20 protein-coding genes are annotated in these 25,987 nt (G+C 43.9%); 12 read left to right on the top strand and 8 right to left on the bottom strand.

Annotated elements, in window-relative coordinates; translation table 11 throughout:
- Nucleotides 1–46 precede the first annotated feature (46 nt).
- The 6 genes from G458_RS21765 (at nt 47) to G458_RS0105770 (ending at nt 9,290) form a co-directional block, all read left to right on the top strand.
- Entirely contained in the window at nt 47–208 is a 162-nt protein-coding gene (locus G458_RS21765) for a hypothetical protein (protein WP_157359709.1), read from the top strand.
- A 572-nt stretch (nt 209–780) separates the two neighbouring features.
- Nucleotides 781–2,274, top strand: coding sequence for a cysteine--tRNA ligase (gene cysS / locus G458_RS0105790; protein WP_026951066.1), 1,494 nt, complete (start codon nt 781–783; stop codon nt 2,272–2,274).
- A complete protein-coding gene (locus G458_RS0105785) occupies nt 2,264–3,244 on the top strand; it encodes a M28 family peptidase (protein WP_026951065.1) in 981 nt (326 codons plus the stop codon). The genes cysS and G458_RS0105785 overlap by 11 nt, the downstream gene beginning before the upstream one ends.
- A 74-nt stretch (nt 3,245–3,318) precedes the next feature.
- A complete protein-coding gene (locus G458_RS0105780; RefSeq protein WP_026951064.1) occupies nt 3,319–4,353 on the top strand; it encodes a LacI family DNA-binding transcriptional regulator in 1,035 nt (344 codons plus the stop codon).
- A gap of 236 nt (nt 4,354–4,589) precedes the next feature.
- Nucleotides 4,590–5,735: a galactokinase gene (gene galK / locus G458_RS0105775; RefSeq protein WP_026951063.1), complete on the top strand. Its 1,146-nt coding sequence runs from the start codon at nt 4,590–4,592 to the stop codon at nt 5,733–5,735.
- Between the two features lie 111 nt (nt 5,736–5,846).
- Nucleotides 5,847–9,290 (top strand): ThuA domain-containing protein, encoded by a 3,444-nt coding sequence (locus tag G458_RS0105770; protein WP_026951062.1) that lies wholly within the window; start codon nt 5,847–5,849, stop codon nt 9,288–9,290.
- A 101-nt stretch (nt 9,291–9,391) separates the two neighbouring features.
- Here G458_RS0105770 and G458_RS0105765 read toward each other — a convergent pair whose 3' ends face one another.
- Nucleotides 9,392–10,141 carry an NIPSNAP family protein gene (locus G458_RS0105765; RefSeq protein WP_026951061.1) on the bottom strand — a complete coding sequence of 250 codons (750 nt, stop codon included), beginning with the start codon at nt 10,139–10,141 and terminating at the stop codon, nt 9,392–9,394.
- Between the two features lie 92 nt (nt 10,142–10,233).
- Nucleotides 10,234–10,596 (bottom strand): transmembrane 220 family protein, encoded by a 363-nt coding sequence (locus G458_RS0105760; RefSeq protein ID WP_026951060.1) that lies wholly within the window; start codon nt 10,594–10,596, stop codon nt 10,234–10,236.
- A gap of 140 nt (nt 10,597–10,736) precedes the next feature.
- Here G458_RS0105760 and G458_RS0105755 point away from each other — a divergent pair, with 140 nt between their 5' ends.
- The 3 genes from G458_RS0105755 to G458_RS0105745 all read left to right on the top strand — a co-directional run bounded on the left by G458_RS0105755 (nt 10,737) and on the right by G458_RS0105745 (nt 12,083).
- The gene (locus tag G458_RS0105755; protein ID WP_026951059.1) at nt 10,737–11,315 is read left to right on the top strand and encodes a GNAT family N-acetyltransferase; all 579 of its coding nucleotides are present in this window, start codon (nt 10,737–10,739) and stop codon (nt 11,313–11,315) included.
- A gap of 142 nt (nt 11,316–11,457) precedes the next feature.
- Nucleotides 11,458–11,748 carry a nucleotidyltransferase family protein gene (locus tag G458_RS0105750; protein WP_026951058.1) on the top strand — a complete coding sequence of 97 codons (291 nt, stop codon included), beginning with the start codon at nt 11,458–11,460 and terminating at the stop codon, nt 11,746–11,748.
- Nucleotides 11,748–12,083, top strand: a complete 336-nt coding sequence (locus G458_RS0105745; protein ID WP_026951057.1) for a HepT-like ribonuclease domain-containing protein — start codon at nt 11,748–11,750, stop codon at nt 12,081–12,083. Before G458_RS0105750 ends, G458_RS0105745 begins: the two co-directional genes overlap by 1 nt.
- Before the next feature lie 17 nt (nt 12,084–12,100).
- Here the strand turns inward: G458_RS0105745 and G458_RS0105740 are convergent, their stop codons facing one another.
- On the bottom strand, nt 12,101–13,552 hold the full coding sequence (locus G458_RS0105740; RefSeq protein WP_026951056.1) for an arylsulfatase: 1,452 nt from the start codon (nt 13,550–13,552) through the stop codon (nt 12,101–12,103).
- A 772-nt stretch (nt 13,553–14,324) separates the two neighbouring features.
- Nucleotides 14,325–15,332 carry an SMP-30/gluconolactonase/LRE family protein gene (locus G458_RS0105735; RefSeq protein WP_026951055.1) on the bottom strand — a complete coding sequence of 336 codons (1,008 nt, stop codon included), beginning with the start codon at nt 15,330–15,332 and terminating at the stop codon, nt 14,325–14,327.
- Between the two features lie 209 nt (nt 15,333–15,541).
- Between G458_RS0105735 and G458_RS0105730 the strand changes: the two genes are divergently transcribed.
- Nucleotides 15,542–16,675 (top strand): ATP-binding protein, encoded by a 1,134-nt coding sequence (locus tag G458_RS0105730; protein WP_026951054.1) that lies wholly within the window; start codon nt 15,542–15,544, stop codon nt 16,673–16,675.
- 54 nt (nt 16,676–16,729) lie between these two features.
- Here the strand turns inward: G458_RS0105730 and G458_RS0105725 are convergent, their stop codons facing one another.
- From G458_RS0105725 to G458_RS0105710, 4 genes are all read right to left on the bottom strand, one after another.
- The gene (locus tag G458_RS0105725; protein WP_026951053.1) at nt 16,730–19,459 is read right to left on the bottom strand and encodes a carboxypeptidase-like regulatory domain-containing protein; all 2,730 of its coding nucleotides are present in this window, start codon (nt 19,457–19,459) and stop codon (nt 16,730–16,732) included.
- A 90-nt stretch (nt 19,460–19,549) separates the two neighbouring features.
- On the bottom strand, nt 19,550–20,791 hold the full coding sequence (locus tag G458_RS20260; RefSeq protein ID WP_051287054.1) for a TIM barrel protein: 1,242 nt from the start codon (nt 20,789–20,791) through the stop codon (nt 19,550–19,552).
- 110 nt (nt 20,792–20,901) lie between these two features.
- Nucleotides 20,902–21,111, bottom strand: coding sequence for a hypothetical protein (locus G458_RS0105715; RefSeq protein ID WP_026951052.1), 210 nt, complete (start codon nt 21,109–21,111; stop codon nt 20,902–20,904).
- Nucleotides 21,108–22,511, bottom strand: a complete 1,404-nt coding sequence (locus tag G458_RS0105710) for a purine-cytosine permease family protein (RefSeq protein ID WP_051287052.1) — start codon at nt 22,509–22,511, stop codon at nt 21,108–21,110. The genes G458_RS0105715 and G458_RS0105710 overlap by 4 nt, the downstream gene beginning before the upstream one ends.
- A gap of 261 nt (nt 22,512–22,772) precedes the next feature.
- Here G458_RS0105710 and G458_RS0105705 point away from each other — a divergent pair, with 261 nt between their 5' ends.
- Complete coding sequence (locus tag G458_RS0105705) at nt 22,773–24,893, top strand: bifunctional rhamnulose-1-phosphate aldolase/short-chain dehydrogenase (RefSeq protein WP_026951050.1); 2,121 nt, start codon at nt 22,773–22,775, stop codon at nt 24,891–24,893.
- A 55-nt stretch (nt 24,894–24,948) separates the two neighbouring features.
- Nucleotides 24,949–25,986, top strand: a complete 1,038-nt coding sequence (locus G458_RS0105700) for a GntR family transcriptional regulator (RefSeq protein ID WP_026951049.1) — start codon at nt 24,949–24,951, stop codon at nt 25,984–25,986.
- The last annotated feature ends 1 nt before the right edge of the window (nt 25,987 follow it).

Here is a 25,987-nt window from a genome sequence, read left to right as displayed (position 1 = left end):
TGAAACAAAGTCTGAAGCGATTTCTTGTTCTGTAAACCTTGAGAAAATGGAAACCCTGAGAATCAAAGCATACCCAAAAAGTAAAAAGCAAATTCAGTCTTTCACTGATTTTTTGAAGAAGGAGGGAAATGAATTTGAATTGGTGGAACAAGCAGATTTTTTGGATTTTATTTCTGAATTGGAATCTAGCCTAGATCAGGTAAAATAAATCAAGCAGGGAAAACAAAAAAAAGAGCTTGGAAAAGACTTTTTGAATGAATTATGAAGTCATTCTTACACCAGATTTTAAATAGTTTTTCAAACGGCTTTTTAAAAAATACCCTTCTCTTAAAATGGTCTCCTAGAACTCATTCTAGAGCTTGAAAAGGACTATAAAATCGGTCCCCCTTTAGGTTCCAATCTTTTCAAATCAGAATTTCTATCTCAAGTAAAAATAAAGGGAAATCAGCCGGAGCTAGAGCAATTTACTTTTTTGTAGGTGAAGAAAAGAAGGTTTACCTGATCCATATTTTTGATAAAAATGAATGGAGAATCTACCAAAAGAAACTTTTATCGATTTTTTACAAAAAGTAGGCTTGATTTAAAAAAGGTAAATCAGTCTTGAAGATTCTTAGGATGTTTGTCCTTAAACTTTTCCAAAGTTTTGAACTTTTGAAAAGTTAACTGCCCCAAGAATTCAATTCCTTTCATTTCCCAAGCCAAATCCCCTATTTTGCAAGCCGAACCCTTAAGCTGATTTTGCAGTTCTTGGTTCTTGATTCTTGCTTCTTGCATCTTTCTATGAAACAGCACCAACTCAAGCTATACAACACCCTTTCCCGGGAAAAAGAAGAGTTTTCACCCATCAACCCACCCTTTGTAGGGATGTATGTCTGTGGACCGACTGTCTATGGTGACGCACATTTGGGTCACGGACGGCCTGCGGTCACTTTTGACACAGTCAACAGGTATCTGACACACCTGGGCTATCGGGTGCGCTATGTCCGCAACATCACTGACGTGGGTCACTTGACCGGAGATGCGGATGAAGGGGAAGATAAAATTGCCAAAAAAGCCAAGCTCGAACAGCTTGAGCCTATGGAAGTAGCGCAGCAATATACGGACACCTATCATCGGGACATGGCTTTGCTGAATACCTGGAAGCCAAGCATCGAGCCTAGAGCAACTGGACATATTCCCGAACAGATTGCCCTGGTAGAGGCTATCCTGAAAGAAGGCTTAGCCTATGAAGTCAATGGCTCGGTTTACTTTGATGTGCTCAAATACAATAATTCCTACAAATACGGAAAGCTTTCTGGACGAGTCCTTGACGAATTGGTCAGCGGAACCAGAGATTTGGATGGACAAGGTGAAAAACGAAATTCTGTGGATTTTGCACTTTGGAAAAAGGCAGCTCCTGAGCATTTGATGAAATGGGATTCGCCTTGGGGAGTAGGTTTTCCGGGTTGGCATTTGGAGTGTACTGCGATGAGTTCGAAGTATCTCGGAACCCAGTTTGATATCCATGGAGGCGGGATGGACCTGATGTTTCCTCACCACGAGTGCGAAATTGCCCAAGGAAACGCCTGCAATCATAAGGATCCAGCCAAGTACTGGATGCACAACAACATGATTACCATCAATGGGCAGAAGATGGGCAAGTCCTTGGGGAATTTTATCACCCTTCAGGAATTGTTCACCGGTAACCATAAGCTTCTAGAGCAAGCTTACAGCCCGATGACTATTCGATACTTCATGTTGACGGCTCATTATCGATCTACTTTGGACTTTTCCAATGAAGCGCTAAAAGCTGCTCAAAAAGGCTACAAAAAGATTATCAATGGATTGCGAATTGCCCGGACCCTGGAATATTCCCCGTCCACTGAGCTTGCTTTGGATGAAAACCAGATCAAGCAGATCGAAAGCAGTATTGCTGCTGCTTACCGAGCCATGGACGATGATTTCAATACCGCCCAAGCGATTGGACACCTGTTTAACATGTTGAAAAAAATCAATTCGATATTCACAGGACAACTTTCTTCTGCAGCTTTGGGAGAAGAAGTATTCCACAAACTGAAGGACACCTTTATCACCTTTGTCGTGGACATTCTTGGATTGATTGAGGAAAAAAGTGATGTGCAGGATGCCATGATTGAGCTGTTACTGAAGCTCTATTCAGAAGCGAAAACTGCCAGAGACTACGCGAAAGTGGATGAAATACGCGCTGGATTGAAAGCCATGGGCTTTGTGGTTAAAGACATGAAGGAAAAAATCGATTGGGCGTATGAAGAATAATACCATTTGGCTTTTTGCCCTCTTGATTTTCACTTGGGCTTGTACCGGAGAAAAAACTTCCGACACCCAAGTTCCAGAAGTAGTCGTCAAGCCCTACCCAATTTTCAATGCTGATTCGGCCTACGCTTTCGTCCAAAAGCAAGTGGATTTTGGCCCAAGAATACCCGGAACGCCCGGGCATTCCGCCACAAAATCCTGGATCATCAGCAGAATGGAATCCTTTGGCATGTCTGTTCAGACCCAAGACTTCCAAGCCAAAACTTACGATGGGCTAAACTGGAATCTTACCAACATCATTGCCTCTTATAATCCGAATGCTACCAAGCGTATTCTATTGGCGGCACACTGGGACTCCAGAAGAATCGCTGACAAGGACACTGATCGAATCAATGAGCCTATCGACGGTGCAAATGACGGGGCTTCCGGCGTGGGTGTTTTGCTGGAAATCGCCAGAACAATTTCTGCGCAAGGCCTTAAGCCAGAGGTAGGCATTGACTTTATTTTCTTTGACGGAGAAGATGACGGAGAACCTGAAAATGCCTCCGGAAGAAATAATTCCCAAATCTGGTGGTGTCACGGCTCTCAATATTGGTCCAAAAACAAGCATGTCCCGAATTATTCTGCCTATTATGGAATCTTGGTGGATTTGGTCGGCGGGAAAAATGCCAGATTCTATCGGGAAGGCTATTCTAGACAATATGCCTCAGGAATAGTTTCCAAAGTCTGGGGAAATGCAGCCCAATTGGGACACTCTGGGTTTTTTATCCAGCAGGACGCACCTGAAATCCTAGATGACCATGCCTTTGTGAATGAATGGGCAAAAATCCCAATGATCGATATCATCGAGTTTTCTCCGGACTTCGGATTTGGCCATTACCACCACACCCACCAGGACAATATGGACCTCATAGATCCCCGCACTTTGAAAGCCGTGGGAGAGACTGTTCTTTTTACAGTTTATCAAGAATAGGTGTTATTCTAAAAATCTTTGCTTTATTCGTAATTGCAGACGATTGCATTGGAAAGAAAAACTAAAGCACATTCATGAAAAAGGGGCATCAGGTTACGATGAAGGAAATCGCCAAAAAGCTCGGCGTGTCGGTTTCCACCATTTCCAGAGCGCTCAAAGATTCTCCGGAACTTCATCCCGAAACCAAGCGAAAAATTGTAGAGGCTGCCAAGGAAATGAATTACCAGCCAAACCTATTGGCACAAAGTCTCCGAATCAGCCGATCCAAAACTCTGGGAGTAATCGTCCCCGAAATCACTTCTCATTTCTTTGCTTCCTGCATCAGTGGAATTCAGGATATGGCCAACAAACGAGGCTACAATGTCATGATTTGCCAATCCAATGAATCATTGGAACAGGAAAAAGCCAACATCCGGACTTTGGTTTCCAGTCAAGTTGACGGGCTGTTGATCTCCTTGAGCCGAGAAACCAACCAGTTTGACCATTTGTATGACCTGTACGAGCGGGAAATCAACTTTGTGCTTTTTGACCGTGTTCAAGAAGACATTCCCGTCTCCAAGGTGACTTTCAATGATGCAGGCGGAGCTTATCAAGTCGTCAAACATCTTCTGGAAAATGGATCTCGAAGAATCGTCTATGTCTCAGGTCCCGAAGACCTATATATTTCCAAAAAGAGAAAAGAAGGCTATCTACGGGCTTTGGCTGAATTTGGAGTCAACCAAGACAATTCTTTGATCAAAATCACCGATTTGACAGAGCCGGGCAACATCAAAGTGGCACAGGAAATCTTGACCATGAGACCAAGGCCTGATGCTGTTTTTTGCATGATTGATCCGGTAGCCGTGGATGTCATGACGGAATGGAAGTCCCAAGAAATCAAAATCCCGGAGGACATTGCCTTAGCTGGATTCACCAACAATCCCACTTCCGCTGTGGTAGAACCACCCCTTACCACAGTAGCACAACCGGGTTACGAAATGGGAAAACTCGCAGTCAGCCACTTATTGGATCAGTTGGACGGAATTGCCTCCGAAGATCCAATCTCTATCGTGTTGGAGACCACCTTGGTACCGAGGAAATCATCCCAACATTTTGAGGCAAAGAGTTAATAAGTTATTGGTTATTAGATTTTATGTATATCCGCTTTCTTAACAGTAGGACTTACAATATGAATAAAATCCCGATTGAAGTTCAGTTTTAGTCGGCTTCAGTCTTCGGACTTCCGACCGCCAAACCAAAGTAATTTTGGATTGTGGTGCAATTGCGGAAAATCATATTAGATTTTTCTGAGGTTCTGGTTCACCTTACCTCAATAACTATTTTCCAATAACCTAATCCTAACTTCATGAACCCTCAATTAGCCCAAACCTTTCAATCCCTTTTTTCGGCCACTCCCCTTATCGCTTTTGCTCCCGGAAGAATTAATTTGATCGGAGAGCATACCGATTACCAAGAAGGATTTGTTTTTCCGGCAGCGGTGGATTTTGGGATTTACATTGGAATCCAGAAAAACAGCCAAAAGCTCTGCAGGCTTTATTCCATGGATTTTGATCAGGAATACAGTTTTGAACTGGATTACATATCCCCGAAAAAAGGACATTGGGCTACTTACGTCATGGGCATGTGTGCCCTACTCCAGCAGTCCGGGTACAAATTGGAAGGATTTGATCTTTTGATAGGAGGAAATATCCCGGTAGGTTCAGGATTATCCTCTTCAGCTGCACTTTCGGTGGCTATCGGCACTGCGATATCCGGGCTTTTTGAATTGGGTATCCCCAAAAAAAACATCGCACTTTATGCACAAAAAGCGGAGCATCTATTCGCCGGAGTAAACTGCGGGATTATGGACCCTTATACCTCTTCGTTTGGAGCCGAAGGCAAGGCACTTTTGCTGGACTGCCGAACCAACACTCATCAAGAAGTCTCTGTGGATCTCCAGGAATTTTCCCTGATTTTGGCTAATTCCAAGGTCAAGCATTCTCTGGCTGATTCGGCATACAATAAACGGAGAGAAGCCTGCGAGGAAAGTGTGAGAATCCTTCAAGCTCATTTTCCGGGAATAAAAACGCTCAGAGATATCCCTGAATCCGACTTAGTAAAGGTTGAATCTTTAATTCCAAACTATCTTTTCCCAAAAGCCAAGCACGTCATTACCGAATGCAAGCGAGTGCTTGAAGCTGCCCATGCCTTGAGCATTGGAGATTTGGCAACTTTCGGAAAATTGCTGAACGATTCCCATCAAAGCCTCAGCAAAGACTACGAAGTCAGCTGTGCAGAATTGGATTTTTTGGCTGAAAAGGCCCAGTGTTTGGATTTTGTCTTAGGCAGCCGGATGATGGGAGGAGGATTCGGAGGATGCACCATCAATCTAGTCAAAACCTCCGAATTGGAATCTTTTAAAACTATCCTCAGTGAAGGTTATGAAAAGACTTTCCAAAAAAGTCCTGATTTCATTCCCGTAAAATTAAGTCGAGGAGCAGCGCTTCTTTGAAAAATTTTCATCGATAAAATCCGGGGGTTGAGCTATAATATTTCCATTTCCAGCACTTTAAACCGTTGCTTTAGCACTTTTTCCCTATTTTTCTAAAAAATTATAATTTCCATGAATTACCCAAAAAACCTACGTAGCCTATTGGTCCTGCTGCTTGTTTTGGGGATAGGACTGGCTTCTTGCTCCAAAAAGAGAGAAGGAAAGCCAAAAGTCTTGATCTTCAGCAAAACTGCAGGATTTTATCATGAATCCATCCCTTCCGGGATTGCTGCTATCCAAAAGTTGGGAGCAGAAAACGGCTTTGAAGTGGACACCACCAAAAATGCCGCAAACATCAATGAGGAGAATCTCGCCCAATATGCCGCGGTGATATTTCTGAGCACTACAGCAAACGTACTGGATCATTATCAGGAAGCTGACTTCGAACGCTACATCCAATCCGGAGGTGGCTTTGTCGGAATCCATGCGGCGGCAGATACCGAATACGAGTGGGGCTGGTATGGCCGTCTTGTAGGGGGGTATTTTGCCGATCACCCCGGAATAAACGACCCACACCCCAACGTACAGCCGGGAAAAATCTCCAAAACAGGGGAGAAACACCCTTCTGTAGATTTTCTTCCCAATACTTGGGAAAGAACAGACGAGTGGTACAGCTACAAAAACGTCAATCCCAACACCAAAAAGCTCTTAATGCTGGATGAAGCTTCCTATGAAGGAGGTTTGGACATGGGAGAACATCCGATTGCTTGGTATCATGATTTTGACGGCGGCCGTGCTTGGTACACCGGAGGGGGTCATACGCATGAATCATTTTCAGAAGATAATTTTCTAAAGCATTTGCTGGCTGGTATCCAGTATGCTATCGGAGAAAATGAGGAATTGGACTACGCTAAAGCCAAATCCAAAAGAACCCCAGAGGAAAACAGATTTACCAAGACTACACTTTCTATTGGTGAGTTTACTGAACCTACAGAAATGACCGTACTACCAAATCTGGACATTTTGGTGGCTCAAAGAAGGGGTGAGATCCTACATTATAACAATGCGACAGGTGAACTGAAAGAAGTGGCAAAACTTGATGTTTACTGGAAAGCTGAAGTTCAGGGAGTCAATGCTGAAGAAGGGGTGATGGGCTTGCAAAAAGACCCTGATTATGCCAAAAACAACTGGGTCTACGCTTTCTATTCTCCGACAGGAGATCAGGAAATCAACCGACTCTCTAGATTTAAATTTGCAAACGGAGTCTGGGACATGAGCTCTGAGCAAGTGATCCTGGAGCTTTACTCACAAAGAAATATTTGCTGCCATACCGGAGGCTCAATCGCCTTTGACGCTCAGGGAAACCTTTTCCTTTCTACGGGTGATAATTCTACTCCATTCAATCAGCCCAACACTCCTTACACCCTCAACGGGTATGCCCCGCTGGACGGTCGCGAGGGGAATAAGCAATACGATGCCCGAAGAAGCTCTGGTAACTCCAATGACTTGAGAGGAAAAATCATCAAAATTAAAGTCAATGAAGACGGAAGCTATTCCATTCCTGAAGGCAACCTCTACCCTCAAGGCACTGAAGGAACGCGCCCTGAAATTTTTGTCCAAGGACTCAGAAATCCTTACAGAATCTCCGTGGATCAAAAAACCGGATTCCTTTATTGGGGAGAAGTCGGTCCTGATGCCAACAATGATTCTTTGGACGTGAAAGGTCCTAGAGGATATGATGAAGTTAATCAGGCGAAAAAGGCCGGACATTATGGTTGGCCTTATATTATCGGAAACAACTATCCTTACCGAGAATTTAATTATGAAACCGGCCAACCTGGACCAGCCTTTGATCCTGCCGGCCCGGTAAACAATTCTCCTCATAATACTGGCTTGCAAAAGCTTCCACCAGTTCAGCCGGCATTCATTTGGTATCCTTATGCAGCTTCCCCTGATTTCCCTTCTGTCGGAACAGGAGGAAGAAATGCCATGGCAGGTCCCGTTTACTATTCCGACATGTATCCGGCAGAGACCCGATATCCAGATTACTTTGATGGAAAACTATTTATCTACGAATGGATCAGAGGATGGATCAAAGTCGTAACGATGACTGAAAATGGGGATTTTGATAAAATGGAGCCTTTCATGCCAGGCACGAAATTCAACGCCCTGATGGATATGGAAATGGGGCCTGATGGAAAAATCTACATCCTCGAGTATGGAAATGGATGGTTTACCAAAAACCCTGACGCAGGTCTATTCAGAATTGATTACAATGGAGGCAATAGGGCTCCCACTGTGACTAGCCTAAGTGTGGATAAAACTTCGGGTAAAAACCCACTGACAGTCACTTTCACTGCGAGCGCAAGTGATCCGGAAAAAGATCCTATCACTTATACTTGGGACCTTGGAAATGGAGAAACCAAAACCACTTCCGAACCTACCCTGACACATACTTTCAATTCTGTAGGGGATTTTGAAGTAAAAGTAATTGCTAAAGATCCTGCTGGTTTGGAAGGAAGCAGCGTACCGGTAAACGTGTACTCCGGAAATACAGCTCCTGTGATTCAGATCGCCATTGATGGCAATCAGTCTTTTTATTTCCCTGGAAAGAAAGTCTCCTACACTGTGACTGCTTCTGATCCCGACGAGCCTAATGCAAGTTTGGACATGAGTTCCTTGTACGTGTCTGCGGATTATGTGTCGGGTATTGACTTGGCCGAGGCAGACATGGGGCACAAAGTGATGAGTGAAGCCATGACCGGAAAGTCACTGGTACAATCTCTGACCTGTAAAACCTGTCATAAAGAAAGCGAGGCCTCTATTGGCCCAGCTTATACAGAGGTCGCTAAAAAATACCGTGAGCGGGATAGAAATTACCTGCTCAACAAAATCAAAAACGGTGGCGGAGGCGTATGGGGAGAGACTGCCATGCCAGCCAACCCGGATTTGAAATCTGCCGATGCAAATGCATTGGTGACCTATATCCTTTCTCTGAAAAATGAAAGCAAGCCTAGCCTTGCTCCAAAAGGCACTGTGGACCCGACCTTGGGCAAGCAGCCCTCGCCTACCGGAGCCTTGGTCATTTCCGCCACCTATACCGATAAAGGAGGAGAAAATATCAAGCCTTTGACTGGAGCCAATTCCTTGGTTTTGACTTCCAATTCTCCGAGTCTTTCATTGGCCGGCGAATTTGTAGGATTTAATAAGATGGTTTTCAATGGTCAAACCTTACTGACTATTCCAGGTCAGGCAGCATCTTTTGCATTGCCGGCCATGGATTTGACAGGAATTGGCTCAGTCACTTTAAACATCGCTATTCAGTCTGAGGTGACGAAGCCATTGACATTCGAAATCCGTCAAGACAGCCCAACCGGACCCGTAGTCGGTCAAGGATCCGTGAATCCAGGTCCGGGAATGCAAGTGCCAGGAATGCCGATTCCTTTCCATATGGGAACCCTTCAAATTACAGGTGGGCAGGATGGAAAAAAACATAAACTGTATTTCCTAAGCGATCCGAAAGGAGCGGATTTAGGGACTGCCATTATCACAGGAATTACCTTCAACGCAAAGTAATCACCCTTTAGGCCCACAAAGCAAAAAGCCGTTCTGGATTCCCAGAACGGCTTTTTTAATTTTTAATTTCAAATCTCAAATTTCAAATTTCTAATCCTTCCTCACTTCATGGGAGAAAAAGGCAAAGTCTTGAAGAAAACCGCATCGACTTTCTCTACGATCTTTCCGGACTCCTCAGATGCATCTCTGGCTTTGATCCATTCCGGATCAGTTCTAAAGCGATCAAAAGCGGCATTAAAAGCATCTTTGGAATCATGTCCCAGTAGATAAACCAATTTGGGCTGGCTACCATCCTTTTCCACTGTCAACCAATAGGGATAATTTTTCAGCCCCTGCTTTTCAAATAAGGCTCTGGTGTGATCTCTGAATCTGGCTTGGATATTTTCTATCTTGTCAGGAAAACAATGATACGTCCGCATTTGGAAGATTCCACTTCCAGTTGGGATCGGGGTATCATTCAGTTCGGGGGCAAGGACCATAAAAGTTTGGTCAATTTTTGCAACCAGTGGCCCGTTGACATGGGATTCTTCATAAACTTTTTTCCATTCAGGATCATTTAGAAAAGATTCCCAACTCTTCTCCCGGGAAGCCTCGTCCGGATATCCCAAGATATAGGTCATGGAATTGTCCGTATTTTCTTCGGGAAGAAAATAGATGATGTTTTCCATTCCCGCTTTTTCGAAAAGCTTCATGGTATGATTCTCAAATCGCTTGAGTAAATCCGGTAGTTTGCCGGGATGAGCATAGTATTTCCGTATTTCGAAATACTTGGATTTGGAAGTTTTGGGGAGCTGCGCGAAAGCCCCGAAGGCAAGCAAGAGTGCCAGCGCAGATAGCAAGAGTTTTTTCATCAGGTTAATGGGTTTGCTTAATGATATACAATTGAAATATTGTTGAAATAATACCTCCTTCGGAGGTTGAAATAGGTGATTGAAATACCCGTTTACTTTTTCCAAGCTTTATATAAAGCTGGGCTAAGGACGAGAGCGATGATTGCCAAGCCGAAAGTCTCCCGGTTTTCTTCCATTTCCGGAGTTTTCATGGTCAAATCTTTTTGGGCCCATTCTGCAGAGATCCAATCTCCAATGCCACCAGGAAAGAAATAAATAGCTCCTAATACAGCCAGAACAACCACCAATGTCAGAGGAATTTTGGGGAAAATCCCTCGCACACCCAATAGACAGAAGATCATGGCTGCACCGTAAATACTCACCCAAACTTCAGGATCAGGGTCATTAAACTGCCAATAAGCGAAGAGAGCAAATAAGAAAAACCAGGTTCCGAAGAAATATTTATTGAAATTCATAGAGATGAAATTGAGATGACTGGAATAAAACTAAGCAATTTCAAAATCAATCCATCCTGCTTGGGATATTTGGTAGCATCAGATTTTTAACAGGAATTTTTGAGGTATTTTGGGCATCCAATCTCTAGTTTTTTTTGAAAATGATTGAAATCAAATCTGCTGAAAGCAATTCTGAATTGCAGGGGATTTTAGACCTGCAATGGGAAAACCACCTCCACTCTATTTCTGACTCAGAAAAAACCGAACAGGGTTTTGTAACAGTCAGACATTCCATGGAGCAACTGCAACTCATGAATTCCATAGCTCCCCATATCATTGCAAAAGAAGATGAGCTTGTGGTTGGATATATTTTGGCAATGACCAAAGCTTCCAAGGACTTGGTACCGGTTTTGGTTCCGATGTTTCAGCAGTTTGATCGGTTGAACTATCAGGACAAAAAGGTCTCTTCCTGCGACTACATGGTCATTGGACAGATCTGCGTCGGGAAATCCCATCGTGGCCAGGGCCTTTTTGACCGGATGTATGAGGCCTATCGAGAGACATTTTCTTCCACCTATGATTTCGCCATCACCGAGATAGCCAAGAGTAATTTCCGGTCTTTATCTGCTCACAAACGTGTAGGCTTTGAAGTCATCCATGAGTTTGAAGATGAAACTCAGGAATGGGCGATCGTTCTCTGGAACTGGAAGAATTACGGCGGGCAGGTCAGAGAAGGATAGTGAAGGCCAATTTGACACCTATTTTCATTCTACTTATAGGGTAATAAGTAAATGATTGGGTAAGGGAACGGGAGCCGAATGGCTCCCGTTTTTATTTTCTAGAAATAAATCTCTAACTTTTATTACTTCATTTACTTAAATGATGAAAATGGCAATCACGGAGAAACAGAAGACAATCATCAAAAATGTTACACAAAAATTCCAACCCAAACTTATTGGAGTTTTTGGCTCTTATGCCCGTGGGGATCAAAACAAGGATTCTGACTTGGACATCCTTATCGATTTTAAAGAAAAAATAAACCTTCTTGAACTTATTGGTCTTGAGCAAGAACTTTCAGAGTTATTGGAGATAAAAGTCGATCTTATTACACAAAAATCACTTCACCCTCCTCTCAAACCCCTGATTGAAAAGGACTTAATTCGGATCTTATAATGAAAAAAGATCCTCGAATTTATCTGGAACATATTTTATCCAGTATTCAAAGAATCAATTCATATTCCCAAGGCTTCTCAGAATCTGATTTTTTAAATTCCCCTCTAATACAGGACGCAGTCATTCGGAACCTCGAAGTAATTGGAGAAGCTACCAAAAAGCTATCATCTGAATTTCGGGAAAACTATCCCCAAAATGAATGGAAGAAAATTGCTGGAATGAGAGACAAGCTAATCCACGATTATATAGGAGTAGATCTTTGGGCTGTTTGGGCTGTAGTTGAACAAATCCTGCCTGATTTTGAAATTCAGATAGAGTCGATTATTAAAGAATAAAACAAGAAATCCCCTTCCTAGTATTCTTCATCAGCATACATTTTAAAGATAGGATTTGAAATTCTGGATTGCTTCAGGATTTCCTCTAATTCTCTTACTTTTTCCGAGTTTTGAGTAGCTAAGTCTTGCCGTTCTCCGGGATCTGATTTAAGGTCAAAAAGCTCGATAGTGGTTTTGGTAGAATCTTTCACCTGATACTTCACCAATTTCCAATCTCCCTTTCTCAAAGCTTGCCTTCCTCCCAATTCATGAAATTCCCAATAAAGTGTCTCATGCTGGGCTTGAGTTCCTTTTGCCAAAAGAGCGGGTAAAAAAGAAATTCCGTCAATCCCTTCAGGAGATTTTTGCCCCAATAGCTCCGCAAAGGTGGGCAACCAATCCCAATAGGCAGACACATGATCCGACTGGCTTCCTGCTTTCACCTTTCCCGACCATTTGACTATCAAGGGCACATGAATCCCTCCTTCGTATAGATCTCGCTTTAAGCCACGAAAAGGCCCATTGCTGTCAAAAAAATCATAATCCGCACCCCCTTCGAAATGTGCACCATTGTCGGAAGTAAATACAATGAGTGTTTTTTCACTTAATCCCAATTCCTCCAATTTCGTAACTACCTCTCCTACATATCGGTCGATCCGCTCCACCATCGCAGCAAATGTTGCTCTAGGATAATCCGTAGATTGGTATCCTGGAATTTTCATTTCAAGCCCATAATCACCTCCTGGAGGAGCCACGTGAGGTTTTTCGTCCCCAAACTTAGCCCTGTACTTTTGGAAAATTTCATCCTCCGGTGCCGCCAACTCTGCGTGGGGCATCACGATCGGCATAAAGAGAAAAAAAGGTTTTTCTTTATTCTTGTTGATAAAATTCAGCGTCATTTCCTGAATCAAATCAGGCGCATAAGTGACTTTCTGGGTCCAGTCGTTTCCTGGAAGGTTTACCTTTTGTCCATTTTGCCATAAATATTCAGGGTAATAGCGGTGCGCATAGCGCTGGCAGAGGTAGCCGTAAAATTCTCCAAAGCCTTGATTTAGGGGGTCACCGGTAGTTTCGTTCATCCCCAATCCCCATTTGCCAAAAGCTCCGGTTACATATCCGGCCTTTTGAAAAATCTTGGAAATGGTCATCAAGGTATCCGGCATAGGATACTGGCCCTCTGGCTGCACTTCTGAATTTCCCCGAATTGGGGTATGCCCGGTATGCAATCCCGTCATAAAGGCTGATCTGGAAGGAGCACAAACTGTTGCTCCAGAATAATGGTTGGTAAAAACCATCCCTTCGGCAGCCAAGCGGTCAATATTGGGGGTTTCAATGTATTGCTGGCCTAAAAAACCTAAATCTCCATAGCCCAGGTCATCGGCTAGAATAAAAATCACATTGGGAGGAGATTTTGTAAGAGCTTCGCTTTGATTTTTTCCTTGACAGGAAAATAAAATCAAACTCAAAAAGAGAATTATAAAATGCTTCATAATGGAATTTAGGCTATTCGCCTAAAAAACAAAAACGGGAAGAGTTTCTTGCGAAATCTTCCCGTCTAATGACTTGAAAACCATAGTCCTCAAATCACTCCAAGCTACTGTTCAAAGACTTTTCCCAGTTGCCCAGGTCAAAATTCTGATGTTCGAAGCCTCCTCGAAAGGATTGTCCCTTTTTAGACACCAGTGTCACAGTTCTGCGGTTGCCCGTCTCAAACTTTTGTCACCAAAAGCTCCTTCCTGTCAGGTATCCCGAATCTGCTCTAGGAGCATTTTCAGGGCCGATCTGTTGTAGCACTTCTGCGGTGACCCGTTTCAAATCGATGCGTCTAAGCCTCGATTCCTTTGTGCCCGATTTGCGTTTTGTCTCCGAAGAAACTCAGCTGACTGACTCGCTTGTTTTGCGTTTTTGGAGTTACCTCTTTCAACCTTCCGTTTGCACGACTGGCCTTTCACGCCAAGTTATTTGAATTGTCCGAAGACAATCAAACTCAATCTAATCGTTGTTGGCACTTCTGCGGTGATCCGTCTCAGAAACTCTTCCGAAGAATTATTCCCCTTTGCGCCTGATCTCAAACTTTCAAACTAGAATCCGGGATCGTATTCCCGGCCTTTTATCTCTTACTTGGTTTTCTAAAATTGCACTCTATTTTATCCAATCGCAAATTATCCAAAGCTTATTTTCCCACAATTTTTCCCCACAGAATATTTATTAAACAAACAGGATATTCACAGAATTTTTAGAGTTATCCACAATCCCGCCTATTCAATTCAATCTTACCCTCATCAAGAAGGCATCTGCAGTTAGATAGAGGAATTTCTCATTCGAGTCAAACCCACAATTTGCGGTGCCGTTTTCTGTCATAATCGTACCCAAATGCTTTCCCTCCGGACTCAACACCAATACTCCTCCTGGGCCGGTAGCAAATAGAATCCCGCTAGAGTGTACTTTTAATCCATCTGGAAGCCCTTTTCGGATTTCACTTTGGAGGGAAGTGGCGTCGAAAAGGACTTTTCCTGAGACCACATTTCCATTTTCATCCAAATCGAAAGCATAGTATCTCGCCTTCTCAGGATCGGACTGCGCAATATATAAGGTCTTTTGATCTGGGCTCAAGCCTATACCATTAGGTCTGGAAAGGGAATCCACCAATAGATTCACTTTTCCATCCGAATCCAATCTATAAACTCCCTGAAAATCCAATTCTTTCTCATCCCAAGGGTCCATGCCATAGGGAGGATCGGTAAAAAAAAGCTGGCCTTTTGAGTTAAACGCCAAGTCATTCGGGCTGTTGAATCGCTTGCCTTCATATCCAGTAGCTAAGGCTTCAAATTCAGGTTTGGGTTCATCAAGATTCGCAAGCATCTTCCCAACTTGTCGCTCTCCGTGTTGGCACAAAATCAAATTTCCGTCAGCATCCAAAGTCAAACCATTGGCTCCAGGCTCTCGCTTGTCTGTTCGATCCCCTAGATAACCCGAAGGTGTCAAAAAAAGAGATAAGCTATCCTTCTCGGTCCATTTCCAGATTTTATTGGTGGGTACGTCGGTAAAAATCAAGGCTTGCTGCCCTTCCAGCCAAAGCGGTCCCTCCGCCCATTCGAAACCCGAAGCCAAGACTTCAATCTTAGCATCGGCTGAGATCAAGGTATTGATTGCAGAATCGAGCCGTTCGACCGAGCCAATAGTCATGACTTCCTGCACAAGGAATACCTGAGATTGTGGCGCGGAACATGCCGCAAGTGCAAAAAGGATTAACCAAAAGGAGTTTTTCATAGTGGGTTGATTTTGGGAAAGAGGAAGTTAACCCAATCTGCTCAAAAGTCCGAATTCACTCTTTCGCAAGGTTTAAAAAGCTCAAACTTCACAAATTCAATGAAATTTGTGAAGTTGACTTCATAAATTTAGCTAAATTTGTGAAGTTGGATATATAAATTAAGCTAACTTTGTGAAGTTAGATTCATGAATTTAGATTAAACGAACTCGTGCAAGTATCCCGAACCATTATCACCCAACTCGAGGATCAGCTTTTCAAAGGAAAAGTCCTGATCCTTTATGGTGCAAGAAGGACCGGGAAAACCACTTTGGTGAAACACCTGCTTGAGAAGTTTTCTGAAAAATCGGCCTATATAAATTGTGAACTTCAAGAATACAAAGACGCCCTTTCCACGACTAACTCAGGGCTTTTTGCCGAGTTTATCGGAAATCGCGAGCTTATTATTTTTGATGAGGCACAGCATATAGCAAACATCGGTTTGGTATTGAAAGTACTGGTGGACACCTTCCCTCATGTTCAATTTATAGCCACAGGATCTTCCAGCTTTGAACTTTCAGGAATGGTCTCCGAGCCACTAACCGGCAGATCGCGTCAATTTTTGCTTCTGCCTTTTTCCCTGGAAGAAATCGGACAATCGCTCAATCCCATTCAGATCAAAGCCAATCTGCCCAACTTCCTGAGGTTTGGACTCTATCCTCAGGTGTACAACAGTATTGGAGATGAAAAAATTGAGGAACTCGCCGAAATCTCATCCAACTACCTGTACAAAGACCTGTTCCAGTTTGAGCAAATCAAAAAGCCGGACTTGCTTTTCAAGCTTTTGGCAGCAATTGCCCTGCAGACCGGAAGCGAGTCTTCCCTGAACGAGCTGGCGCAAATCACCGGAACGAATGTGCATACGGTGAAGCGATACTTGGAGCTGCTGGAAAAATCCTTTGTGATTTTCCGACTGAACTCATTCAGCAGAAACCTTCGGAAGGAATTGGCCAAAAGCCAAAAAATTTACTTCTACGATGTAGGAATACGCAATGCGGTGATCCGCAACTTCAACGAAATGAACCTCCGAACTGACGTCGGCGGACTTTGGGAAAACTTCTGCATCACCGAACGGATCAAATTCCACCAAAACCACAGAAGATTTGTTAATATCTACTTCTGGAGAACCTACGACCAAAAAGAAATCGACTATATCGAAGAAAAAGACGGGCACTTGACCTGCTTTGAATTCAAGTATGCAGACGGAGCTACTGGAAAGTTTCCGGCAGAATTTTCCGAGACGTATCCGAATTCAAGCTTTAAGGTGATTACGCCGGGTAATTTCTATGACTTGTATCGAGATTAATTGAATAGTGGACAAACTTTATCAATCTAAGATTTTGAAAGAGAACTCTTTAGATCAAAACTTCAACTCCAAAATCTTGGATATTACTTCCCCATCTGTGGTCCTGCCCTCTACTTTGACCCGAACTCCCTTCACACCATAAGGAACCTTGACTTGGGTTTTAAAGGACCCTGCTTTTGTTTCGGCAAACGGCTCCCAATACAGGGTAGGTTTTCTTTTCAGGAATTGCTCAGCAGGAGGTTGATTGGGGAATTCAGGGAAATCGGTAAAGCCTGGAATTTCAAAAATTGTAAATCCTTCGGAATTGAATTTCCGATCGGAATCAGGCCTTGATCTAAACCCTTTTTTGGTCTCAATCATGTAAACACCCCCATAGCCCAACATCCCAAATATCGATTTGCTGATATTGTCATTGTACACTTTTATCGACTCCACTTCAGCTGGAATCAGGTTTGACAAAATTTCAGCAGGATCTATAAATGGATACTTCTGACCATTGAGGATCACCATTGGAGGCCCTGTTTTCTCTCCATAGTTATAATTGTTAAATAGAGCCAGTTTCCCAAAAACCATTTCCCAAGTATCCAATTTGGCTAATTCTTCTTCTCCTAATTCCCTATTGGGAATGCCATATCCATAATTCCGGTCTGCCATGGTCTCTCGCTCCTTAACTTCCTCCTTGACAAACTCTTCCAGTAAAATATAATCTCCCGAAGTGTCCAATAGCTGAATTTCCTGACTCCGCGCTTCGGTTTCAAAATTCAGTTTTGGAAGTGTGGCCGGGAGTCCAAGTTGAGGGAAAGGACTCAGTTCAATCGAACCAAAGGGCCTCAAGCGCTCATTGACGGCCGCAATGGCAATTTGTGCCGTGTCCTTGAAATAAAGTCCTGTGGCCCAAAACCAGCCCATACTATCGGACTGAACTTGTCCGTAATCCTCCAGATCTCCACGAACAATGGTAATGGGTTGTACCAGAGGCCTTCGTCGGTTATCGGGGATAAAATTTCCCTTAACTGAGATTCCATACTCTATAGGGAAGTTGAAGTCCGACATAAAATCATCCCGAAGCTCCTGATCCAACCAGTCAAGGGCTTTTTCCAAGTCATTGTTTTGATCTATAAAGGACACTTCTTCCCCGTCGGTCAAGGAAAGAACAAACCTTGCATCGATGGGATTTTGGAACTCATCCAAAAAACTCAGGTCCAAATCCATCACCCGATAAGAAAGAGAATCAGCAATGGAAAAGGAGGGTTGGACCGTGACTCCACCGAAAATTTCTTCTTCCGCAAATCTTTCTGATTTGGGCTTGAGACTGGGATCCAAAACCGGCAGCGCCAGCAGAAACTGATCGGATTCAGGGAAATTCCGGCTCCAATTCGTGTAGGCCCGAAGTGCATATACGCCCCCAGGCAAAGAACCCGGAATTTCCAAGCCCCCGGAAATCCTACCTTCCACTAAAGGGAAGGTAAAAGACTGATATACCGAATCCTGATCCAACAAATCCACATAAAGTACCCGGCTAAGGGTGTCAGACCAGGCAGGTTCCTGGAAGAGCATCTGCCCTCCTATCCAGGCCGTTTCACCCGGATAGAAATACGGTTTGTTGGTGGTAAACCAAGCCTTTTCCCGAAGTCTATCCCATTTTTCAATCGGGTTTTGCTCAATTTCTGCCTCCATGGCCGTGACCATATAGGAAGATTTAGGCTCAAAATCCAAGGGAAGAATTCTGGCCATCCGTTGTCTTCCCATATACCCCGATAGCACCAATTGAGTAGGATTGATCAAGATTCCCTTTCGGTCCACATCGTAGTATCCCTTAGGGGCGATCATCCAACTGATGGCATGATACACATTGGTGTAATAGTCATTTCTCCAGGGCTTATCCACGTGATGAATCTCCATCCTTCCGGGCAGAAAAATTCGAAATGTCCCGTCCCCATTAGGTCGCCTAAGAATAGAATCCGTGGGAATTGGGATGATTGTCTCCCCGATTTCCCGAGTCAGATCGTTGGTTCGAATGCGATCCAATCGCTCCGGTAGCGCATGATACACCCGAAAGTGTGCGGTATCGGGACTGTTGAGCAAAATGGCCTGATTCAAAAATCGGATGGATTGATAATAGTTTTCATCCCGAACCTCCTCCCAGGTTTGGGCTAAAGAGTCATTGCCTATGCTTTCATAAAATACCTGTCCGTAAAATCTCGACCCTGCCCGACTGACCCTAAAGTCCTGCAAATAATAATCAATTTCATATCCTAAAGCCTGATTGATGATTTTCAGCGGTTCTTGGGCGCTTGCCTTGACATAATTTGGAGCGCCTTGAACTTTTACTTTTTCAAAGTCCACTACCCAAGGATTTGTAATCTCGATTTTGGGTTTGAAAGGATCATCCGGCAGGGCCAAAAACACTTCCTCAAACCGACGGAATTCCCTTTCCCAATTTTTGTCTCTTTTGGCTTTGAGCTGTACTTCGGTCAGATTGGATTCATTGATAGCCAACTCAAAGTCAACCTGGATTTCGGATTTCCCACGAGTGGATATCTTCTTCACCTCAGTGATGTATCCGACAAAGGAGGCCACCACTTCTATTTCCTGGGGCAAGTCACCGGAAATCTGAAATCGGCCCTCCCGATCTGTAGCTTTGCCCAAGGTAGTATTGCTGACAAACACATTGGCAAAAGGGAGCGGCAATCCCGAGCCTTTTTCCTTCACTGTACCTGTGATGGTTTGGGAATAAAGAGCTCCCGAAATGAGTAGGAAAAAAATCGATAGGCAAATTCGCATTAGATTATCTTGGGTTTGGAAAAAAATCAATTGTAAGCTTATTACTGAGAAATATTACGTCAATAAGCTTTTGAAGTTTCCAATTTAGGCTTAAAGCCCACTCGCCTGAGCATTCATTCCTCTTTTGTTTATCAACTTCTCCCTGATTTTTTCTCTTCGATAAAATACCAAAGGATCGGCTTCTCCTCCACTTTGGATTCTGGCCTCTCGGACCAAGGCTCTGACATCAGTCAAAAACGCTTCTTGAAGTACTTCCTGAGCACCCACCACATCTCCTTCATTTTGGCATTGAGTCAATTTTTCACGATCGACCAAAAGGGCTTTAGCAAAAGCCTGAGAAATGGCTTCTAGTGCCTGAATCAAGTCTTCAATGGGATCTTTAACATTGTGACTCGCATCGATCATCCAGGAAATTGAATCCCACGCTTGCACTCCTTCAGCAGCTCCACCGATCAGTTCGCAAAAGATCAGAAAAAGCTGGTAGGGCTTGATGCTTCCCGTACTCAGATCGTCGTCTCCGTATTTGCTGTCATTGAAATGAAATCCTGCCAATAGATTTTGATGCATCAGGGTAGCCACAATCTGCTCGATGTTTGTATTCGGCAGATGATGCCCCAAGTCGACCAATACTTTTGCCCGATCTCCCAGTTGCCTACAAATCATAGCCGATGTCCCCCAATCAGGAATGACTGTATGGTAAAAATTGGGTTCATAGGGTTTGTACTCCAATAGCAATTTCCAGTCAGCAGGCATTCCAGCATAGATCTCTTTGAGCGAATCTGTAGTCCATTGCAAGCTATTTCTAAAGTTTGCCTGTCCGGGAAAGTTACTTCCATCTGCCAGCCACACCGTCAGGCCTTTGCTTCCGAGACTTTTTCCAATTTCGATTACTTGTAGGTTATGTCCTATTGCTTGGGCACGAACCACAGCATCAGCATTACTTAGCGAACCCATTTTATAAGAAAGCGGCTGCCCGTAATCCTGAAAGGTATTGCTGTTCATCGCATCAAAACCAATTCCAAGACTTGCTGCCTTTTGTTTGACCGCTTCCGCATCCTGAGGTATATCCCAAGGGATATGTAGTGAAACAGCGTTGGTCCGCTTGGTGATTTTGGCCAATAGGCCGATATCCTCCAGTTTTTCCTCCAAATTTCTAGGCTCCCCACCAATAGAAAATCGTCCAAATCGAGTTCCTCCAGCTCCAAGCGCCCAACTGGGAACAGCAATTTGGAATTCGGAAATCCGGGAAATTAATTGGGATATGTCCATTCCCTTTTCAGCCAATTGTTCGGCAAGAAGGCTGATAGTCCGGTTGTGAAAGTCTGTTGGCATGGGTTGTTGGTTATTGAGATATTGGTTATTGAGTTATTGGTTATTGCCATTTGCTAATTGCCTATTGCCGTTTGCTCATTGCTCATTGCCTATTGCCTATTGCCATTTGCTCACTGATATTTCTCTCCTTCTCGCTCCGGTCTTCCGTCTTCGGTCTTTCTATTAATCCAAAAAGGAGCGCTGACTAACCAAAGCACCATCCCGATTCCCATGGAAATTTTCATCCTGTCCAAGGTAGCATCTCCCATGAAATAAAGAATAGGAGGATAAATAGTAAAGATCAACCCCAACAAAGAGATGAATTTCAAGACACTTTTCATGCGGCAAGGGTTTTAGTTATGGGATATTTCACTTTAGAAGCAATAACGAAAATGGCCACTGCTACAAACCAGCCCGGAAGGCCCAAGAAGAAGATTTCGATGCCGTAAAAGAAGTTTAGACCCAAGCAAAACACCAAGGTCAAAACCCAACTCAGCAAAGCAGGCCAACTGAAATCTGATTTGGTATTCAAAGCTCCTTCAGAACGAAATCCCATTTTCTCCGAAAAGTAAAAATCAGCAAAGATCACTGCGCCCATCGGCATCAAGAGTAATCCATAGAGCGCCACAAAGTCAAGCAACTTCATCACCAAGGCAGGAAAACAGGCCGCCAAGCTGGTAATTCCTCCTACCACAGCGGTAATTTTCCAAGTGGGAACTTTGGGAAAAATCCCCTGCAAGGCCAAACCCGCCCGATAGATCGTCGGATTGGCGGTGGTCCAGCCAGCAATGATTACACATACTGCCCCTGCAATTCCCAAGGTTTGATAGGCAATCTGTCCGGGGGCAAATTCCTGAGAACCGGTATTGGCCTGAAGGAATACGGCATAGAGAATGCCCGAAGCAATCCATGCTACAAAATGCCCCAAATACACCCCAGCAAATACAGAAAATCCCGAGGTCCAGGACTTAGCATATCTTAAAATGGTCAAATCCGACATCCCAATGTGCATGGCCATATTGCAGAACCAGGCAAAAAAGACAATATGCCATAAAGTAAACTTACTCATACCCGCCATCGGCACGCCATTCCAGATTACTTCTTGAGCCACTTGAATTAGGCTTTCTCCGGATTTTACATCCAGTTGGGCCAAACCCACAATTGCAGCGGATATAAAAATCAAAATCATCCAAGGGGACATGACATTGGCAAACTTGGACACTTGATTATAACCTTGAATTGCCACCAAGGTAATTACTGCTCCCATGAGCAGAACTGTCAAAATCCACCCTGGAGTCCTTGGCAACCAATCCGACAAGGTTGGCATTTCCAGATCAAAAGGTATCCCCACGGCAGTGGCAGAAACTGCGATCATCGAGCCGGCCAGAAAACAGAACATGAGTGCATTGACCAGATTGTACCATCTGACCAAATTTTTCCCGGCGATTTTTTCCAATTGATAATATAAGGTGAGCCTTTTGGTGGTAGCAATGGGTGCGGTAATCAAAGCCCAACTCAACACTGCCAAAAGATTTCCGATCAAAAGCCCCAATACTAAGTCTCCGGCACTAACTCCATGAGCGACAAACAATGGCCCGATGACAAACTCTGTCCCCGCAGTATGCTCTCCTGCGTACATTCCCAAAAAGCTTTTTGACCCTTTGAGTTGAGAATCAGGAATAGGCGTCCGCTCAAATTCGTTGCTGTCGGCTACAATTTTATTGAAGAGTCGAATTTTCATGGAATTATTTTTCAGGGAATAAAAACAAAAAACGAAAAGCTCCTATCCTGCCCTGTCCGAACAGTATTTTACCCATTTATCGCTTTATTATTTTGCTAAACCCTAGTTTCGAGGTAGATTTTAAGAATATTTCCACCAAAATGCCAAATCTGATTTTAAGGCATAATAAAAAATAAAAATAAACTGACTCAAGACACTACAGGATACTTCAAGACTTGATTTCCCTGAAATTCATGTTATAACCAGTAGACCTGTCGACTAATGAATACACCGATTATGAGTTTTAAACATGTAAGCTATCTATGGGATGAAAAGAAGGCGTCCCAGCTAGAAGGGAATGAAGTAGACCTATTAATCTATAGATCCAACTGCTTGGGTGCCGACCTGAGAATCACCAACTATGGAGGCGGAAATACTTCCTGCAAAACCACCGAATTGGATCCATTGACCAAAGAGCCGGTTGAGGTGATGTGGATCAAAGGGTCTGGAGGAGATATCGGTACTATGACCAGGGCAGGCTTGGCAGGGCTGTATGTGGACAAACTCAGATCTTTGGAAGGAATTTACCGAGGTATTGAGTTCGAAGACGAAATGGTGGAATTGTTCAATCATTGCATTTATGATCTTGCCTCCAAAGCGCCATCCATCGATACGCCCTTACATGGATTTTTACCCTTCAAACATATTGACCACCTCCATCCGGATGCAGCAATCGCTATTGCCGCTTCCAAAGACGGTGAAAAAATCACCCAGGAACTCTGGAAAGGTGCGATTGCATGGGTTCCTTGGCAGAGACCTGGCTTCGACCTTGGACTACAGCTAAAAGAGGCCTTAGATCAAAATCCCGGAATAAGGGGAATTATGTTAGGAGGCCACGGACTTTTCACTTGGGCTGACACCGCATACGAGTGCTACATGAACAGCCTCGAGGTGATCGAAATGGCGTCCGCCTACCTTGAGAGCAATTATGGTAAAAAACGCCCAGTTTTTGGAGGAGAAAAAATAAGTCCTCTTTCTCCTGGCCAAAGAAAATCACAGGCAGCAAAATTAGCTCCTATTTTGAGAGGTCTTGCATCCTCCGAAAAACGAATGGTGGGCACCTTCAACGACAGTGATACAGTTCTCCAATTTATCAATAGCCACGACCTGGAGAAGTTGGCACCTATGGGAACCTCCTGTCCAGATCATTTTCTCAGAACCAAAATATCTCCTTTGGTATTGGACTTGGCTCCAGATGTGGACCTATCTGACAGCATGGCGCTGAAAGAAAAAATCGGCGTCGCGTTTCAAGCTTACCGGGAGATGTATGCTGATTATTATAAAAAACACAAGCATCCCAATAGCCCGGGCATGAGAGACCCTAATCCGGTCATTATTCTTTGGCCTGGTGTCGGACTTTTCAGCTATTCCAAAGACAAGCAAACTAGCCGGGTAGCTTCTGAATTCTACATCAATGCAATCAATGTCATGCGTGGGGCAGAGGCTGTATCGGAATATGTATCCTTGCCTTTGCAGGAAGCCTTTGACATCGAATACTGGTTGCTGGAAGAAGCAAAACTTCAGCGAATGCCAAAAGAAAAACCGCTTTCCAGAAAAATCGCTCTAATTACTGGAAGTGCTGGTGGGATCGGAAAAGGAATTGCGGAAAAGTATGCTCAGGAAGGTGCCTGTGTGGTTTTGACTGACATTGATCAGGAAAGACTGAATGGAGCTGTAGCGGAATTTGAAAAGAAATTCGGCAAGGATGTGGTCCTCGGAGTGAAACTCGACGTGACGGACACCTCCAGTTTAGCAGATGCCATCAAAGCCACCTGCCTAAAGTTTGGAGGAATTGACATTGTGGTCAACAATGCCGGAATCTCCATTTCCAAGACCTTTGAAGATCACACTCAACAGGACTGGGATCGACTGAATGACATCTTGGTAATGGGCCAATACCATGTATCCAAGACGGGAGTGGAATTGATGAAGCAGCAAGGCTTAGGAGGCGACATTATCAATGTAGTCAGCAAAAATGCTTTGGTAGCAGGACCAAAAAACGTTGCCTACGGGACCGCAAAAGCGGCCCAGCTCCACATGTCCAGATTAATGGCAGCGGAACTTGCCGAGGACAAAATCCGAGTGAACGTGGTCAATCCAGACGCAGTCATCGAAAATTCCAACATCTGGGAAGGTGGCTGGGCTGAGAATCGCGCCAAAGCTTACGGCATTGATGTGAAAGATCTTCCCCAATACTATGCCAACAGAACCCTACTCAAAGAAAGTGTCAAAGTAAGTGATATTGCGGACGCTGCCTTTGCTTTCGTCAGTGGAATGCTCAGCAAAACCACTGGAAATATGCTCAACGTGGACGGAGGCCTTGCGGCTGCCTTCCCTCGGTAAAATCCGATTGCACTGCTATTACCCTAGTACCTTACCCTGTTAACCCAAAATACCTATGATTTTTGATAAGTCTGAAAAAATCGCCGTGGATTCACGCACGCCGAAGTACCTTCAAGTCGTCAACTTGATCATGGAGGATATCGAAAAAGGAAAATTGAAGATTGGTGATCGAATTCCTTCCATCAATGAAACAAGTTTTGATTTTCTGCTTTCCCGCGACACTGTGGAGAAGGCGTACAATGAGCTCAGAGACAGAGGCATCATCACCTCTGTCCGAGGTAAGGGATTTTACATCTCTTCTACAAACATGGGGAATAAACCCAAGGTCCTTTTGCTTTTCAACAAGCTGAGCTCCTACAAAAAGATCATTTATTACTCCATTATTGAAACTTTGGGCTCCAATGCCTCGGTGGACTTATACATCCATCATTACAACAAAAACCTGTTTGAGGATCTATTGGAGCAAAACCTTGGTAAGTACAATTATTATGTATTAGCCCCTCATTTCTTTGACCAAAACGGGCATCCCGAAAGCGCCTATGAATTGATCAAGCGGATTCCAAAGGAAAAGCTGCTGATCTTGGACAGATCGGTCAAGGATCACGAAAATGAATTCCCGGGGGTGTATCAGGATTTTGCCAAAGACATCTTTGAAGTGCTGGAATCCGGAATTTCCCATTTAAGGAAATATCAACGCTTGATCCTGGTATTCCCAAAAGGTGATCTGTATCCTTTTGAAATCATGGATGGGTTTAAGCGTTTTTGCTTTTTCCATGACTTCAAAAATCTCATCGTGGATGGGGTGGATGATGACGAACCATTGGATCCAGGAGATTGCCACATCGTCTTGGCGGAATCTGACTTGGTCAATATCGTCAAGAAATCCAGAGAGCAACTGCTCAAACTCGGAAGAGATGTTGGAATTATTTCCTACAACGACACCCCACTGAAGGAGATTTTGGCAGAAGGAATCACGACCATTTCAACAGATTTTCACAGTATGGGAAAAACCATCGCAGAGCAAATCATGGGAACAGAAGACCGTATTCCGATTAAAAATCCTTTCCGAATGACAATGAGGAAGTCACTTTGAG

Origin of the sequence: Algoriphagus mannitolivorans DSM 15301, assembly GCF_000429425.1 — a bacterium.
Classification (GTDB): Bacteria; Bacteroidota; Bacteroidia; order Cytophagales; family Cyclobacteriaceae; genus Algoriphagus; species Algoriphagus mannitolivorans.
This window is presented reverse-complemented; position numbering and strand designations above follow the sequence as displayed.